Origin of the sequence: Hymenobacter sp. IS2118 (assembly GCF_000715495.1) — a bacterium.
Lineage (GTDB): Bacteria > Bacteroidota > Bacteroidia > Cytophagales > Hymenobacteraceae > Hymenobacter.
Genome location: NZ_JNLX01000131.1, coordinates 76,128 through 92,512, shown reverse-complemented (window position 1 = coordinate 92,512; position 16,385 = coordinate 76,128). Strand labels below are relative to the sequence as shown.

Here is a 16,385-nt window from a genome sequence, read left to right as displayed (position 1 = left end):
GGGTGAGGCTTTTTGCGTTCGGAACCGGTAAGTTGCCGGGCCGCGGGCCGGGGCGTACCTTCCGGGTCACTTTCCAACCCAACCTACCCTGGCAATGAAACACACCTACCGCCGGTTACGGCCCCTATTGGTCCTATTTCTGCTGTTCAATGGTTTAAATGCGGGCGCCCAGCAGATTTGGGGCCCCTTCCGGCCGGGATTAATTTACAGCTACGCCCTGCAGAATGGTACCGACGCCACGCACACGCTGCGAGTCGATTCGGCCTACCAAACGGCCGGTGGAGACTCCGTATACACCTTCAACCGGTTGATGCGCCAGTCCGTGGGCACGCCCGTCGCCGGCGGATACGCCAAAAGCCGCAACAACCTTTTTGGTGCGCGCCTGCGCTGGACGCCAGGCCAAGGCTTTTACGTGTTTGAGGCTGACGCGCAGCCCAACGTGCAAGCGGCCAGCAGTCTCCGCATCTATCCGCGGGTGGCCGTGGGGCAAAGCTGGGTAGCCAGCACCGTGCCCCTGCTCACGGCTACTGTGCAGGCGCGGAGCTTTCTGGCGGTGCTGCCGGGCGTGCCAGACTCGGTGGTTACGATTGAGCTGCGCGCTGGCACGGCTACCACGGGCGCTTCCCTGGTGGCCTTCACCCTGAGCCGCAGTTATGGGCTGGTGGCGGCTACGCCCTGGCTGGGCGGTGCGCATGCCGGTACTACGGCGAGTGCGCCGCTGCTGGCGGCCTTGCCGGTGGCGGTGGCGCAGTCGCCCTACAATCCGTTGGCCTTGTTTGCGATGCGGGCCGGCGATGAATTGGGGTATGTGTTCGAGCCGTTCAATTACTTCAACCCGCCTGTTTGCTTGCGGCGCTACACGTTGCGCCGCATTCTGACCCGGCAGGAGCGGGCCGATAGCCTCATTATCAGCTACCAACAGCAAATACAGCAGCAGAATTTAGGTGGCACCGGCTGCGGCACTGCTGCTGGTATCAGCACCGAGCCCGTGCAAACGGGACGTATGGCTTTCTCCACGCTAACCGGCCGCTCGCCCCAGTTTCCGGCGCTGGGCCTGCTCAGCGGCGAGTACCGGCCCGACCCGCTTTTCACCGCTCCGCAAGCCTACCTTGTTGGTGGGGGATTGCGCGATAACTCCCTTGGAAACTGCTTCAGCAGCGGTACGTGGCTGCCCTATCAGCGGGTATACCAGCGCCCCGACAGCGGCCCGGACGTTACTTACGCGCCCGGCCTGGATGCCCTGGCCTGGAACCAGTATCTCGGGCCAGCGGCGGGCATGGGCGATGTGCGAACCAGGCAAACGGAGCTGGTGTATTACCGGCGCGGCGCGGGCACTCCGTTGGTGTGCGGCTCGCCGGTCGGCTTCGCCACGCTGCTGCCCGTTCGGGTGGCGCCGGCCATTGCCGTTGCCAGCCTCTTCCCCAACCCGGCGGCGGAAACGGTCACCCTGAAACTGAACGCCCCTTCTGCCCGCTCCGGCGCCCGCGTCGAGCTGCTGGACGCGCTGGGCCGCCGCCTGTGGGCCACTGCGCTGCGCCCCGGCCAGCAGGCGGTGCTGGTACCCCTGGCGGGCCAGCCGGTGGGCGTGTACGTAGTCCGCCTGCAAGACGCGGCCGGAGCTACTGCCACTTTCCGCCTGAATAAGCAGTAGGTGATTTATGCAAAACGCCTGTTTCCAGCCGGAAACAGGCGTTTTTTTTATACAAAAAGCTGGAAGCCTACGCCACGCTCACCTTCACCATATTGGCTTTGCCCTTTTCCTGAATGGGCATGGAACCGGTGTTGATGAAAACATCGCCCGCCACGAGGTGGCCGGTGGTGGTGAGGACGTAGCGGATGTCGGTAATCGTGCTGTCGGTGCTGATGAGGCGGTCGTAATAGAAGCTGCGCACGCCCCAGACCAGGCTCAGGACCGTGAGCAAGGGCCGGTTGTCGGTGAAGACGAAGATATTGGCTTTGGGGCGGTATTTGGCCAGCTGAAAGGCGGTGTAGCCATGGTGCGTCATGCCGGTGATGGCCTTGGAACCCGTGTTTTTGGCCAAGTGGCAGGCGGCCGAAATTACGCTGTCGGCCATGAAATGGGTGGTGTCAGAGTCGATGGGCCACCACTTGTGGAAGAGCTGCGGGCTGTTGTTTTCCACGCTCAGAATCGTGCCCACCATGGAGCGGATAACTTCGGCAGGGTAGGCGCCCACGGCGGTTTCGGCCGAGAGCATCACGGCGTCGGCACCGTCGAGCACGGCGTTGGCCACGTCGCTGGTTTCGGCTCGGGTGGGGCGCGGGGCCGTAATCATGCTCTCCATCATCTGGGTGGCCACAATCACGGGCTTGCCGGCGGCGTTGCACTTGGCAATAATCATTTTCTGGGCCATTGGCACCTCTTCCATCTTCACTTCCACGCCAAGGTCGCCGCGGGCCACCATCACAGCATCGGTGATGGCGATGATTTCGTCGATGTTGCGCAGGCCGTCAGGCGTTTCAATCTTGGCGATGACGCGGGTTTTCTTGCCGGCTTCGGCAATCAGCTTTTTGATGAACAGGATGTCATCGGCTTTGCGGGCAAAGCTCAGGGCCACCCAGTCCACGTCGTTGGCCAGGCCAAACGCCAGGTCCTCGATATCCTTCTCCGTCATGCTCGGGGCCGACACTTCGGAGTCGGGCAGGTTGATGCCTTTGCGAGGCTTCACGAGGCCGCCGTAAATTACTTCCACGTCCACTTCCTGTTCGCGGTCGGTGGCCAGCACCTTAAGCTCAATTTTGCCGTCGTCAATCAAAATCATGTCGCCGGCTTTCACGTCGCGGGCCAGCCCCATATAAATCGTGCTCAGGCGCGTGGCCGTGCTGATTTCCTTTTCGCCGCACACGAGCTTGATTTTATCGCCGGCCTTGATTTCCACGCCGCCGCCTTCCACCTCGCCAAGGCGAATTTTGGGCCCCTGCAAATCCTGAAGCAGGCCCACCGAGGTGCGCAGGTCCTTGTTCAGCCGCCGCACCGTGTTGATGACCGACAAATGGTCTTCGTGCGAGCCGTGCGAGAAGTTGAGCCGAAACACGTCCACACCCTCGCGAATAAGCATGCCGAGCCGTTCGTAGGTATTAGATGCCGGGCCAACCGTGGCCACGATTTTAGTTTTGTTGAATGCAGAACGATTTTCCATGAATTGGCGATTTAATGACAAAAAAATTCCCCTTCTTGAAAAGCAGGGGAGTTACGAATTTAAGTTAGAGCAGCAGGTTTTCCTTGTATTTCAATGTGTTGGGGTCGAACTGACACACGTACTGCACGGCGTCCAGCGCCGCGAGCTGTTGCAGCAATTCCTCGTCGGCGAAGGCGCCGCAGCCGTTGCTCACGGCCAGCAAATAGTCGTACTCCTTAATATCAGGCGCTAAGAAAGGCTTTTTTAAGTTAGAGGGCGCAATGGAGCGGTTGCGCAGCAGTCGAAAAGTAAGCGTTTCGGTGGCGTGCAGGTAGTGCGTAAACACCAGCCGGCCCCGGCTGAGCAGGTTGAGCAGCAGCTCGGGCTGCTTGATGAGGCGCAGGCGCAGGGCCCGGTTCAGGGTCCAGGCCAGAGTGTAGTCGCGGGAGCTGCTCACGAGCCCAAACAGGGCAAAGTCGCACTCGTAGTCAACGTCAAGAATGAAGGTCTTCATAAGGCCACGGATGGGGCGCCCGCCGGGCGGACAGGGGCAAAGCTACGGCTTGCCGGGGGCCGCTGCCAGACCCGCCGCCATAATCTTATACCCGCAATTGGGAAGCGCGGGCATGGGTTAGTTGGGAAATCTCTCGTTACTTTGCGCCGTAGTTTTCCCTAAACCCCACGGAGATGTCTGAAATCGCAGAAAAAGTAAAGGCCATTATTATTGATAAACTGGGCGTTGAAGCCTCGGAGGTAACCACCGAAGCCAGCTTCACCAACGACCTGGGTGCTGACTCGCTGGACACCGTCGAGCTGATTATGGAGTTCGAAAAAGAGTTCAACGTGAGCATTCCCGACGACCAGGCCGAAAACATCGGTACCGTGGGCCAAGCCATCAGCTACCTCGAGGAGCACGCTAAATAGTTTTGTCATCGCCCACCGAAACGCAGAATTTGAACGAATTACGTTGACCAGATTTTGCGTTTCGGTGGGCACGAACAAGTAGTTCTGCGCATACCGGCCGGCCCGCCGCCGGCCGGTTTTGCTGTTTTATCCTGCTTCATCTTTCGCGCCATTGGCGTTTGCTTATGTCGTCCATCCGACGGGTTGTCGTTACCGGCCTTGGGGCCATTACACCGCTGGGCAATACTGCCGTAGCTTACTGGGAGGGCCTGCGCTCGGGCACAAGTGGCGCCGCCACCATCACCCGCTTCGACCCGGCCAAGTTCAAAACCCGCTTCGCCTGCGAAGTGAAAGGCTACGAGGCCGATAATTTCTTCGACCGCAAGGAGCACCGTAAAATGGACCTTTTCACCCAGTTTGGGGTGGTGGCCGCCGACGAAGCTATTGCCGATTCCGGCATTCTGGAAAGCGGCGTAGACAAGGACCGGGTGGGCGTGATTTGGGGTTCCGGCATCGGTGGCCTGAAATCGTTGCAGGAGGAGTGCATTTCCTTTGGCCGTGGCGACGGTACACCGCGCTACTCGCCCTTCTTCATTCCGCGCATGATTGCCGACTCCTCGTCGGGCAACATTTCCATCAAAAACGGCTTTCGCGGTCCCAACTACGTCACCACCTCCGCCTGCGCCTCGTCGAACGATGCCATTATTGCGGCCTTCAACAACATTCGTCTCGGCCTGGCCGATGTGATGGTGACCGGCGGCTCCGAAGCAGCCATCACCGAATCGGGCGTGGGCGGCTTCAACGCCCTCAAGGCCATGAGCGAGCGCAACGATGACCCCACCTCGGCCTCGCGCCCTTACGACAAGGACCGCGACGGTTTTGTGCTGGGCGAAGGTGCGGGTGCGCTGGTGCTTGAGGAGTACGAGCACGCCAAGGCTCGCGGCGCCAAAATGTATGCTGAGCTGATTGGTGGCGGCATGTCGTCGGACGCCTACCACATCACCGCGCCCGACCCCAGCGGCAGCGGCGTGGTGCTGGTGATGCAGAACGCCTTGCGCGACGCCCAGATTACGGCCGGTGAGGTGGACTACATCAACACCCACGGCACCAGCACGCCGCTGGGCGACGGGGCCGAAATCAAAGCCATTGAGAAGGTGTTCGGCGAGTTTGCCGAAACGCTCAACATTTCCTCGACCAAAAGCATGACCGGCCACCTGCTGGGCGGAGCCGGCGGCGTAGAAGCCGTGGCCTGCTTGCTGGCCATGCACCATAGTCTGGTGCCGCCCACCATCAACCTGCACACGCCCGACCCGGAAATCAACCAGGCCCTGAACTTCACGCCGAATGTGGCCCAGGAGCGCGACGTGCGCATTGCCATGAGCAACACCTTCGGTTTTGGCGGCCACAACACCTCAGTAATTTTCCGGAAGCTTAATCACTGATTGTTGCGGATTAACCGTGATTTCGCTGATTTCTGAGGCTGCCATTTGCCACCCTGTTTCCTCGAAAGCTTAATCACTGATTGTTCCAGATTATTTGTGATTTCGCTGATTTTTGAGGCCGCCACTTCGCCACCCTATTTCCTTCGTCAGGCTTGACTTGATTAGCTGACTATAATCAGCAAAATCACGGTTAGTCAGCGACAATCAGTGATTCATGCTCGGTTTCGTTTCCCGTTTTTTTGGTTCGGATAAAGCCTTTCGTCAGGCAATCAGCACGGTGACGGGCCTCACGCCAACCAATGTGAAGCTGTACCGGCTGGCCTTCACGCACTCGTCGGCGGTGCGGCAACAGCCCGCTTTGGGGCGCCACCAAAGCAACGAGCGGCTGGAGTTTCTGGGCGATGCCGTGCTGGGCACCGTGGTGGCCGAATACTTATTTCGGAAGTACCCTTACGAGCAGGAGGGCTTCCTGACGGAAATGCGCTCGCGCATCGTAAACCGCGAAAGCCTGAACGGCATCGCCCTCAAACTGGGCCTCGACAAGCTGGTGCAGCTAGACACAGCGCAGGGCCGCGCCGCCCGCTCGCGCTCCGTGAACGGCAATGCCCTGGAGGCACTGGTGGGCGCCGTGTACCTGGATTTGGGCTACAAGGCCGCCCGTAAATTTGTGCTCACCCGCCTCGTGAAGGGCTTTGTGGACGTGCACACGCTCACCACCACCACGGCCAATTTCAAGAGTAAGCTGGTGGAATGGGCCCAGCGCCAGGGCAAAACTCTCCGCTACGACCTCACCGGGGAAGCCCGGCCGGGCGGCATGATGGAGTTTACGGCCACGGTGCTGCTGGATGAGGAAGTGGTGGCTACCGGCATGGGCCTGAGCAAGAAGCAAGCGGAGCAGCTGGCCGCTGAACGCGCGCTAACGTCGCTGGGCGTAAGTTAGGGGTGAATCAGGGTAGGAGGGTTTGAGGGTGTGTGGGTAGGAGGGCCTTGCCGCTGCAAACGCCGGTACCCGCAACGTTTTTATCACGACTGTTTCTGCTTCTTTCCCTCCCACCCGCTTACCCTCATACCCTACAACCCATGCGTATTGCCGGAGCCGCCCTCAATCAGATTCCCATCGACTGGGAGAACAACCTTCGCAATATCGAAACGGCCATAGCTCAGGCCAAAACGGCGGGCGTGGAGCTGCTGTGCCTGCCCGAGCTGTGCCTGACCGGCTACGGCTGCGAGGACCTGTTTCTGAGCGACTGGATGCCTGAAGCCGCGCTGACGCACCTGCAAACCGTGCGGCCCTGGACGCACGGCATTTGCGTGGTGGTGGGCCTGCCAGTGCGGCTCAGCGGCCGGACGTATAATACGGCGGCGGTGCTGCGCGATGGCGAAATATTGGGCTTCGCGGCCAAGCAGTTTCTGGCCAACGACGGCGTGCATTACGAAACCCGGTTTTTTGCGCCCTGGGTGGCGGGCGAAACCACAACCGTAAAGTGGGAAGGCGAGGAATGGCAGCTGGGCGACCTGGTTTTTGAGCACCAGGGCGTGCGTTTTGGTTTTGAGATTTGTGAAGATGCCTGGCGGCCCGACGATGTGCGCCCCGCTTGCCGCTTGGTGGGCCGCGTGGACCTGATTGTGAACCCCTCGGCCAGCCACTTTGCCATGAGCAAAACCGACGTGCGCTACCAGCTGGTGACCAAAGCTTCGCGCACCTTCAACTGCACCTACCTCTACGCCAACTTGCTGGGCAACGAGTCGGGCCGGATTATTTTCGATGGCGAAATTATGGTGGCCCGCAACGGCCACCTGCTGCTGCGTAACCAGCTGCTGAGCTTCAAGGAAGTTGATTTGGAGTGGATAGACGTGGATTTTGACGCGGAGCTAGCGCCGGCTGAAGTCGTGCCCCTGCCCGCGCCTGATGAGTATAAGGAGCTGAACCAGGCCATGAGCCTGGGCTTGTTCGACTACCTGCGCAAGTCCCGCACCAGCGGCTTCGTGTTGAGTTTGAGTGGCGGGGCCGACTCCAGCTTTTGCGCCGTGGGCGTGGCCGAAATGGTGCGGCTGGGCGTGGAGGAGCTGGGAATGGAATCGTTTAAGCGCCGCAGCGGCTGCTTTCCTGAGGTTGAAAAAGTAGTGCTGCAAACTGGCGCGGGCGGTGCGGCGGCGCAGGTAGTTGATGCCGCGCCGGCCACCTCCGAAGCCTCGGTTTTGACCGACAACCAGCAACTGGTGCGGCAGCTGCTCACCTGCGCCTACCAGGGCACCGTGAATTCTTCGGACGACACGCTCAACTCCGCTCAAGAGCTGGCCGAGAGCATTGGCGCCCGTTTTCATAACTGGGGCATCGACGCGGAAGTGACTGGTTACGTGGGCAAAATTCAGGGCGCGCTGGGCCGGGAGCTGACCTGGCAAACCGATGATTTGGCCCTGCAAAACATTCAGGCCAGGGTGCGGGCGCCCGGCATCTGGCTGCTGGCCAACGTGCTGAACGCCCTGCTCATCACCACCTCCAACCGCTCGGAGGCCAGCGTGGGCTACTGCACCATGGACGGCGACACGGCCGGCAGCATCTCGCCCATTGCGGGCGTAGATAAAGACTTCGTAAAAAAGTGGCTACGCTGGGCCGAAACCGAGCTGGGCTACGCCGCCTTGCGCCACGTAAACGCCCTGCAACCCACCGCCGAGCTGCGCCCCCTGGAAGACCAGCAAACCGACGAGCGCGACCTCATGCCTTACACCTTGCTCAACCGCATCGAACGGCTGGCCTTCTACGACCGGCTGAGCCCGCGCCAGGTGCTGGCCACGCTGGAAACCGAAGCGACTGGCTTCGACCACGAGCAATTGAAAACCTATGTGCGCCGTTTCTACAACCTCTGGAGCCGCAACCAGTGGAAGCGTGAGCGCTACGCCCCCAGCTTCCACCTCGACGACTACAACGTGGACCCGCGCTCGTGGCTGCGTTTCCCCATTCTCAGCGGCGGCTTCGCGGCCGAGCTGGCGGCATTGTAATTGGGGAGCTTTAAGCTACAAGACTTGTTTCCGAATAAGCAGAAATCAATAAAGAAAGGTCAGCATGACCGTCAGTTTTATGCTTTTCCGTATTTAGGAACAAGCCTTGTAGCTAATGGCTACCTACTAGGCAGCTGCTTCAGTTTGTGCGGCGCGTAGGCAGTGCGCATAAAAAAATAAAAGCACAAGTCCGCGCAAGTTTTCCCGGCAGTTGGGGCCTTATGCTTTGTAGCCCCGGCCGAAACCGCGCCGGGGCTGGCCTTCACTCACCCTGCTGCTCGTTCTTTCGTGGCTTACTCCCTTCCGCTACTTTTGGTGCCCGATTTGCCGGCCAGTATTCCCTTGCCTGATGCTGGAATGGCAGATGCTGAGGCTGACCTGGTGGCGCAGTTGCAGGCGGGCAGCGAAGTCGCCTTCCGAACGTTGGTGACGCGGTACCAGGACCGGGTTTACCGCACGGCCTTTTCCTTGCTGCGCACCCCCGAAGAAGCGGAAGACGTGGCCCAGGAAGTATTTGTGGAGGTTTACCAGACCATTGCCCGGTTTCGGGGCGACGCTTCGCTAACGACCTGGCTCTACCGGCTGACTACTTCGCGGGCGCTGAAAAGCCGCCGCAAGGCTCAGACCAAAAAGCGCTTCGCCTACTTCACCAGCCTGTTGGGCTTCGATAACGACGTGCTGCACGAGCCGCCCGACCACGCCCACCCGCAGGCGCTGCTCGAAGGCCAACAGCAGCTCCAGCTTCTGCTCGCCCACATTGCCCGGCTGCCCGACCAGCAGCAGGTGGCCTTCACCCTGCGCCACGAGCAGGCCTTGAGCTACGACGAAATAGCGGCGGTGCTACAAACCACCGTGCCCGCCGTGGAATCCCTCCTATTCCGCGCCCGGCAAACGCTTCGCAAACACATTCAACCCCACCTTCGCTATGTCTGATTCTGCATTTCGCCCCACTCCCGAGCAGGAATGGGAAGACCTGGTGCGCCAGTTGCACGACCAGGCGCAAGGGCAGCCCCGCCCGTTCTTTTATAACCGGGTAAGCGCCCGGCTCGCCGGCCGCCCCACTACTCCGGGCCGGGCCGTGCCCGTGTGGATGCGCCGTCCGGCCTACGCGGCGCTGCTCGGCGTGATAATGCTGGTACTCAGCGGCGATGTTGGGGCTTTGCGCCCGGCACCGGCCGCTACTCCTGCTACTGCCCCGGCCGCAGCGTCCCCGCTACGTTCTCATCCGCAGTAGCCAAACTGCCAACCAGCGCGCTGCCTGGCGTCGCTGTTATCATCAAAAACCATCAAGTTCACCGGTCGCAGTACCTTTGAGCCTTATTTAATTCCTTCGCCGCATGTTGCCATTTCTCGCTTCTATTTATTGGGACGTCGACCCCATCATTCACGCTTTTGGTCCGTGGACGGTATTTGGTACACAGTTGGGGCCGATTACGCTGCGCTGGTACGGGCTGTTTTTCATGCTGCCCTTCGTGGTGGGTACGTTCGTGCTCACCCACATCTATCGCTCGGAGCGCACGTCGCCGCAGTGGGTCGATGTGATTACCATCTACATGCTGATTGGTACCATCGTGGGTGCCCGGCTGGGCCACATGCTGTTTTATGATTTCGATGCGCTGATGGCCGACCCCATGGTGGTGTTTCGCATCTGGCAGGGCGGTTTGGCCAGCCACGGTGCTACCATTGGTATCTTGTTGGCCTGCTGGCTGTTTGCCCGCAACAACAAGTTTGATTATCTGTGGGTGCTCGACCGGATTGTGATTGTGGTGGCGCTGGGCGGCGCCTGCATCCGCACCGGCAACCTGATGAATTCCGAAATCGTGGGCAAGCCCACCGACGTGCCGTGGGCCTTTATTTTCCCCCGCGATACCGAGCATTTAATTCAGGGCGTGGCCGTGCCGCGCCACCCCACGCAGCTCTACGAGGCTATTTTCTGCGTGTTCCTGCTCATTCTGCTCTACTTCATGTGGAACCGTACCAAGGAGCGCACGCCACGCGGGCAGCTGTTTGGCCTGTTTGTGGTGCTGCTCTTCACCCAGCGGTTTTTGGGCGAGTACCTCAAAGAAAATCAGGTGGCTTTCGAGGATGGTAACCTTTTCAACCAAGGCCAGCTGCTAAGTATTCCGCTGATTTTTATCGGTATCTGGGTGCTGTGGCGGGCCGGTAAAGACCCGCAGAATCCCTACGGCTACGCCCCCCGCGACCTGGGCCGCGAAGGCGACCCGGTAACCACGCTGCCGGCCGTGCCCGCCCCCAAAAAATAAGTGCCTCAACCACCTGAAAAGGCCCGCCTGGAGCAAACCAAGCGGGCCTTTTTTCGGCGCGATGGCCAGTTGGCTACGGCAGCGTGAATTCGTACAGGTTACCTTGTTCAGTGCTGATAACCAGCGTATTTTCATCTTTGAAAGCAACGCCTTCGGTTTGGCCGGCGCCTTTGAGGTCAATCTGGCGGGGCGTGGCTTTGAGCATCTCGGCCCACGAACCACCCTCCAGTACAAACAGCTCTTCCCGCCCGAGCAGGACCAGCCGGCGCCCGCCGGGACTCAGGGCGGCATCGGTTACCTGCCCCGGAATAGCGATGCTGCCCACGCGTTTGGCGGTGTGCGTACCGGGCTGGTCGGATACGGTGTACACGTTGCTGGACTTTTCCTGCTGGTCTTTGGTAAAGAGCCACACCTGGCCTTCGTGCCAGAGCGTGGCCTCGCAGTCGAAATTGCGCTGCTTTTTCTTGGGTGGAAACTCGTCTTGGTCAGCGTAGGTGAAGTTGATTTCGCCCACCTGCTGCGGCGTGGCCGGGTTCAGACGCAGCAGGCGCAGGTTGCGGCGGTTGGAGCCGTTGTTGCCGCAGTCGCCGATGAAATAGTTGCCCTGTGGGTCGCGGGTCAGGCTTTCCCAGTCGTGGTTTTTGGCCTCTACTTTCACTTTATTCATGACGCCGCCCGAGTCGTTTATCTGGTAAAGAATGGCTTTATTGCCATTATCACCAAACGTGAAGTAGCTGCCCGGTTGCGGGCCAGGGGCCAGGCCCGAGCTTTCGGATACGCCCTCGAGCAGCCCCACCTGGCGTAGGCCGGGCACGGCAGCATCAGTAAGTCGGTCTTCGAGCGATTCCTTGTTCTCCTCTTGGGATTTGCCAGTCTGTTCACCAGTAGAATTTTCGCTGCTTTTAACTTCCGAGCAGGCAGTAGAAGTAAGGAGAACGGCTAAGGCCGCAGGCAGGATGGAGCTAAAATGCATTAAAATTCGGAATTGCTAAGCTAGAGAATGAATCCTGTCTATACGCGCCCAAAGCACTAGGGTACGGGGTCGAAGCCGTGGCCGCCCCACGGATGGCAGCGGGCAATGCGCCGCAATGCCAACTGCCCGCCGCGCCACGGCCCGTGTTTGGTGATGGCCTCGGCCGCATAAGCCGAGCAGGTGGGCGTGTAGCGGCAGCTGGCCGGCGTGAGCGGCGAAATAAAGTGCCGGTAGAACCAGACCAGACCAAGGAAAAAGGCACGAAACAACCGGGACATGGCAGAAATTTAAAAGCTGAATTTGAGAAGCTGAATTACTGAGGTTGCTACCTGGGCAAGGCATTCAGCTCGTCCTTCCACCGCTCCCAGTCGGGCATAAGCCGCGTTTGCAGGTCGTAAAAAGCCTTGGAATGGTCGCCCACCAGCAGGTGGCAGCACTCGTGCAGCAGCACGTAGTCGAGGCACTCGGGGCGGGCCCGCACCAGCTCGGGGCTGAGGCGAATGCGGGCCGAGCGGGGCGTGCAGCTGCCCCAGCGCGTCCGCATCTGGCGCACCACCAGCGTGGGCCGAAGCAGGCCAAACTCGGCAAAGCGCGGCCACACGCGCACCAGCGACTCGGCAAAGTGCTGGCTGGCCTGGCGGGCATACCAGGCCAGGAGCAGTGCTTCGGTTTGGGCTGTGGAGAGCGGGCTGGGCGAATAAACCAGCAAGTCCTCGCCCACAACGGCAACATCGGGGCGGGGCGCTGCCATAAAGCGCAGCCGCAAGGGCTGGCCCTGGTAGTAATGCACGCTGCCGGCATCGAAGTGCCGCGTGGGAGCGGGCGCCGGGCGGGCCGCAAAAGTGGCTTGATGTTTCAGAATCCAGTCGGCCCGTTTTAACACCTGCTGGGCTACCCACTCGGCCGGCAGGCCAGCCGGGGCGCTCACTTGCACGCTACCATCGGGCCGCACGGCAAAGCCAATGGTGCGCCGCGACCGGAAGACGAGGGTGTAGCTAAGGGGTTGGTTTTTGTAGAGCAGGGTTTCGCGGCGCGGCGCGGCAGAGAAGGAGCGGGGCATGGGCTGGCAAGTTCGGCAATGGGGCCTGAATGAGTAACCCCCGAGCGGGGTAAAATAATTTCGGCCCAAACCTCAGCCATTTGCCAGCAGCATGTTACCTTCCCGGCATGCAACACTATTTACCCCGCTATCTTTCAATTTTTCGATTCTTTTTGGGCTGTTTGAGCCTGCTGCCGGTGGCTTCGGCCGTGGCCCAAAGCAATGGGCCGGGGGTGCGGGGCGCGCGTGCGGCCGCGCTGGGCAACGCCTCGGTGGCGCTGGCCGGCGAGGTATGGAGCATGGGCAACAACGCGGCCGGGCTGGGCGAGATGCAGCGGCCCACAGTGGGCTTCTACGCCGAAAACCGCTATTTCAGCTCTGCCCTGAACGTGGGGGGCCTGGCAGTGGCCCTGCCGCTGGGCCGCATTGGGGTGGCGCCCGTTGTGGCCGGCGAGGTGCCTGCCGCAGCCGTGGCCCCCAGTTGGGCCCGTCACGGCGTGGTGGCGTTCGAGGCGCAGCGCTTTGGCGGCCAGCTCTACAACGAAACCCGGGTGGGGGCCGGCTACGGCTACCGCTTCGGGCAAATCAGCCTGGGCGGGCGCGTCGATATGCTGCAAGTGAGCATTGAGGGGCTGGGTAGCCGGCGCGTGCTGCTGGGCACCCTGGGCGGCCAAATCGAAGTTATTCCCCGGCGGCTCAGCTTCGGTGCTTCGCTCTACAACCTCAACCAGGCCCAACTGGCCAGCTACCAGGACGAGCGGGTGCCCACTGTGCTCAAGGCCGGCCTGGCCTACCGCCCCACCGCGCAGGTGCTGCTGGTGGTCGAAACCGAAAAGGACGTGGAGCGGGTCGCCAACTTCAAGGCCGGCCTGGAGTACCGGCCGGTGCCCGCGCTGGCGGCCCGCATCGGGCTGGCCACCGCCACGGAGCAGGCCAGCGCGGGCATCGGCGTGCTGGCCGGTGCGTTTCAAATTGATTACGCGGCAGCTTTTCAGCAATCCCTGGGCTTCAGCCAGCACCTGAGCGTGAGTAAATCCTGGGGAAATTAATTTTAATTAGTAATTAACAATTAGTAATTAAGAATGAAAAAACTCGTTACGCTCAGTTTTTTGCTGATTAATAATTTAATTCATCAGGTTTATAATCTGCTGATTTGCAATTATAAGCGCATTTTATTTCTTCTGGTAATTATTAATTCTCAATTACTGATTACTAATTATACCCAAGCTCAGGATTATATCCGGCGGGCGCCCGATTTGGACCGGCTCACGCAGGAGCTGTTCGCGGAAATACAATCGGACCAGGTGCCGTACGAGGACCTATACGAAACGCTGCTTCAATATTATCAGACGCCCATCAACCTCAACACTGCTACTCGTGAGGAGCTGCGGTCGCTGCTGCTGCTGACTGAAAACCAGATAACGACCCTGCTCCGGCACCGCGAGGCCAATGGCGACCTGCTGAGCGTGTATGAGCTGCAAAGCATCGAGGGCTACGACTTGCGGACGATAAACCGCATTTTGCCGTTTATGAGCGTGCTGAGTGGCAGCCAGAACGCGGCCCGTGGCTCGTTGTGGCAGCGCATTGCCCGCGAAGAAAACAACGCTCTGTACCTGCGCTACGAGCGGGTGCTGCAGCAGCGCCAGGGCTACACGCCGCCCACGCTCTTTCAGGGCCGGCCCACCACGCGCTACCTCGGCTCGCCCGATAAGATGCTGATACGCTACCGGGTGAGCCACACCAAGGATTTCAGCCTGGGCTTTTCACTGGAAAAAGATGCCGGCGAACAGCTCACCTGGAACCCCAAAAATGGTCAGTTCGGCGCCGATTACGTGTCGGCGCACTTCCTGGTGCAGGAGCGGGGCCGGCTGAAAACGCTGGCTTTGGGCGACTATCAGCTGCAATTCGGGCAGGGGCTGCTGCTCTCGTCGGGCCTGGGCGTGGGCAAGGGGGCCGAAACGATTACCACGCTGCGCCGCTCGTCGGTGGGCGTGCGGGCGTATTCATCGCTGCTCGAAAACTCGTTTTTTCGGGGGGGGGCGGCCACGGTGCAGGTGGCGCCCACCGTGCAGGCCACCGGCTTCGTGTCGCACAAAAACGTGGATGCCAACCTACAGCAAGCCCAGGATTCGCTGGCGCAGTTCGACGAGTTTACGTCGGGCCTGCTCCTGACCGGGTTTCACCGCACGGCCTCGGAGCTGGCCAACCGCCACCAATTGGCCGAAACCGTGGGCGGCGGCAACCTGGGCTACACCAGCCGCAGTGGCAACCTGGCCGTGGCGGCCACCGGCGTGTTCACGCACTACGGCACGGCGCTGCTCCGGCGGGCCGAGCCCTACAACCGGTTCGAGTTGAGCGGCAAGCAAAACCTGGCGCTGTCGGTGAACTACAGCTACGTGTGGCGCAACCTGCTGCTGTTTGGCGAGTCGGCCCGCAGCAGCAGCGGGGGGCTGGGCACCGTGAACGGCCTGCTAGCCAGCCTTGGCCCCACGGTGGACGCGGCCGTGCTGGTGCGGCACTACGACCGGAATTTCCACACCATCTACGGCAACGCCTTTGGCGAAAACACCCGCAACATCAACGAAACCGGGGTGTACCTGGGCCTGAAAGTGCGTCCCGTGGCCCGCTGGGAAGTGTCGGCCTACTACGACCAGTTTAGCTTTCCGTGGCTGCGCTACCGGGCCAGCGCCCCCACCGACGGCCACGACGCCCTGTTGCGCCTGGCCTTCACGCCCAGCAAAACCAACCTGCTTTATGTGCAGCTGCGCCAGCGCCTGAAACCCCGCGACCTGCCCGCCGACGGTGCCACCCGCCCGGTGCCGCTGCCCGGCGAGCAGCTGCGCCAAAGCGTGCTGCTGTACTACAATACCGCGCCGGCCCCCAACCTGGAGCTGCGCACCCGCGTGCAAGCCTCGCGCCTGCGCGACGACGACGGCCGGGCCTGGCGCCGGGGCTACGTGCTGGCCCAGGACCTGAGCTACCGCCCCAACTCCGTGCTCAGGCTCACGGCCCGCTACTCCCTATTCGATTCCGACGACTATGACACCCGCCAGTACGTGTATGAGCAGGACGTGCTGCTGGCGGTATCCATTCCGGCCCTCTACGGCCAGGGCACGCGCGTCTACGGCATCGCCGAAGTCCGCGTGAATCGCGCCATTACCCTCTGGCTCCGCTACGCCGAGACGCGCTACCGCTACCAAACCACCGTCGGCTCAGGCCTGGAAACCATTCAGGGCCCGCTGCGCGGCGAGGTGAAAGCCCAGATGCGGGTGAAGTTTTAGGGCACGTTTCAAGGCCTCAACGCGGATTAGCCATAGTTTAACGGGGGATAATAAAAAATTATTAAACGCTATGGTGTTTAATTGAAATTCTATAGTAATTTCATCCTGTTATATTTTCTTTCGAAACCAAAAGAGAGGGTCAGGAAAGCTTTTTCATGTAGTATTTTTTCTATGAAAAATACTACATGCCATTGTCTGGCTCGGGTATCATTGCGGTCACTTGCCAGCGCTGTCGGTCAGGCCATTCATCACGCGCACTAATTGCCCTGAGTGGCTTTTTTGCGATGGTAGTTGATGAACTCACTTACTCCGGTTTCTATGTAAAACATTTGTTGAGTCTTGGTTT

15 protein-coding genes are annotated in these 16,385 nt (G+C 60.5%); 10 read left to right on the top strand and 5 right to left on the bottom strand.

The window, feature by feature from the left end; translation table 11 throughout:
- Positions 1-94 precede the first annotated feature (94 nt).
- Positions 95-1,651 (top strand): T9SS type A sorting domain-containing protein, encoded by a 1,557-nt coding sequence (locus GM79_RS12205; RefSeq protein ID WP_035564224.1) that lies wholly within the window; start codon positions 95-97, stop codon positions 1,649-1,651.
- Between the two features lie 67 nt (positions 1,652-1,718).
- Here GM79_RS12205 and pyk read toward each other — a convergent pair whose 3' ends face one another.
- Together pyk and GM79_RS12195 are read right to left on the bottom strand one after the other, a co-directional pair.
- A complete protein-coding gene (gene pyk, locus GM79_RS12200) occupies positions 1,719-3,158 on the bottom strand; it encodes a pyruvate kinase (protein ID WP_035564222.1) in 1,440 nt (479 codons plus the stop codon).
- Positions 3,159-3,222: 64 nt separating this feature from the next.
- On the bottom strand, positions 3,223-3,651 hold the full coding sequence (locus tag GM79_RS12195) for an IPExxxVDY family protein (RefSeq protein ID WP_035564220.1): 429 nt from the start codon (positions 3,649-3,651) through the stop codon (positions 3,223-3,225).
- Positions 3,652-3,824: 173 nt separating this feature from the next.
- Between GM79_RS12195 and GM79_RS12190 the strand changes: the two genes are divergently transcribed.
- The 7 genes from GM79_RS12190 (at position 3,825) to lgt (ending at position 10,746) form a co-directional block, all read left to right on the top strand.
- Complete coding sequence (locus GM79_RS12190) at positions 3,825-4,061, top strand: acyl carrier protein (protein WP_035564218.1); 237 nt, start codon at positions 3,825-3,827, stop codon at positions 4,059-4,061.
- 164 nt (positions 4,062-4,225) lie between these two features.
- Positions 4,226-5,482, top strand: a complete 1,257-nt coding sequence (gene fabF / locus GM79_RS12185) for a beta-ketoacyl-ACP synthase II (RefSeq protein WP_035564216.1) — start codon at positions 4,226-4,228, stop codon at positions 5,480-5,482.
- 214 nt (positions 5,483-5,696) lie between these two features.
- Positions 5,697-6,422, top strand: a complete 726-nt coding sequence (gene rnc / locus GM79_RS12180; protein ID WP_035564214.1) for a ribonuclease III — start codon at positions 5,697-5,699, stop codon at positions 6,420-6,422.
- Between the two features lie 140 nt (positions 6,423-6,562).
- Positions 6,563-8,482, top strand: a complete 1,920-nt coding sequence (nadE, locus tag GM79_RS12175) for an NAD(+) synthase (RefSeq protein WP_035564212.1) — start codon at positions 6,563-6,565, stop codon at positions 8,480-8,482.
- A gap of 288 nt (positions 8,483-8,770) precedes the next feature.
- Entirely contained in the window at positions 8,771-9,415 is a 645-nt protein-coding gene (locus GM79_RS12170) for an RNA polymerase sigma factor (RefSeq protein WP_235184054.1), read from the top strand.
- On the top strand, positions 9,408-9,716 hold the full coding sequence (locus GM79_RS12165; RefSeq protein ID WP_035564210.1) for a hypothetical protein: 309 nt from the start codon (positions 9,408-9,410) through the stop codon (positions 9,714-9,716). The genes GM79_RS12170 and GM79_RS12165 overlap by 8 nt, the downstream gene beginning before the upstream one ends.
- A 103-nt stretch (positions 9,717-9,819) precedes the next feature.
- Positions 9,820-10,746, top strand: a complete 927-nt coding sequence (gene lgt / locus GM79_RS12160) for a prolipoprotein diacylglyceryl transferase (RefSeq protein ID WP_081867728.1) — start codon at positions 9,820-9,822, stop codon at positions 10,744-10,746.
- A gap of 73 nt (positions 10,747-10,819) precedes the next feature.
- Here lgt and GM79_RS12155 read toward each other — a convergent pair whose 3' ends face one another.
- The 3 genes from GM79_RS12155 to GM79_RS12145 form a co-directional block, all read right to left on the bottom strand.
- Positions 10,820-11,560: a hypothetical protein gene (locus GM79_RS12155; RefSeq protein WP_152559976.1), complete on the bottom strand. Its 741-nt coding sequence runs from the start codon at positions 11,558-11,560 to the stop codon at positions 10,820-10,822.
- Between the two features lie 215 nt (positions 11,561-11,775).
- The gene (yidD, locus tag GM79_RS12150; protein WP_035564209.1) at positions 11,776-11,997 is read right to left on the bottom strand and encodes a membrane protein insertion efficiency factor YidD; all 222 of its coding nucleotides are present in this window, start codon (positions 11,995-11,997) and stop codon (positions 11,776-11,778) included.
- Positions 11,998-12,044: 47 nt separating this feature from the next.
- On the bottom strand, positions 12,045-12,779 hold the full coding sequence (locus GM79_RS12145; RefSeq protein WP_035564206.1) for a M48 family metallopeptidase: 735 nt from the start codon (positions 12,777-12,779) through the stop codon (positions 12,045-12,047).
- A 161-nt stretch (positions 12,780-12,940) separates the two neighbouring features.
- On the opposite strand from GM79_RS12145, the gene GM79_RS12140 reads away from it, so the two are divergent.
- The gene (locus tag GM79_RS12140) at positions 12,941-13,807 is read left to right on the top strand and encodes a hypothetical protein (RefSeq protein WP_035564204.1); all 867 of its coding nucleotides are present in this window, start codon (positions 12,941-12,943) and stop codon (positions 13,805-13,807) included.
- Between the two features lie 33 nt (positions 13,808-13,840).
- Positions 13,841-16,039, top strand: a complete 2,199-nt coding sequence (locus GM79_RS12135) for a helix-hairpin-helix domain-containing protein (RefSeq protein WP_081867727.1) — start codon at positions 13,841-13,843, stop codon at positions 16,037-16,039.
- Positions 16,040-16,385 lie beyond the last annotated feature (346 nt).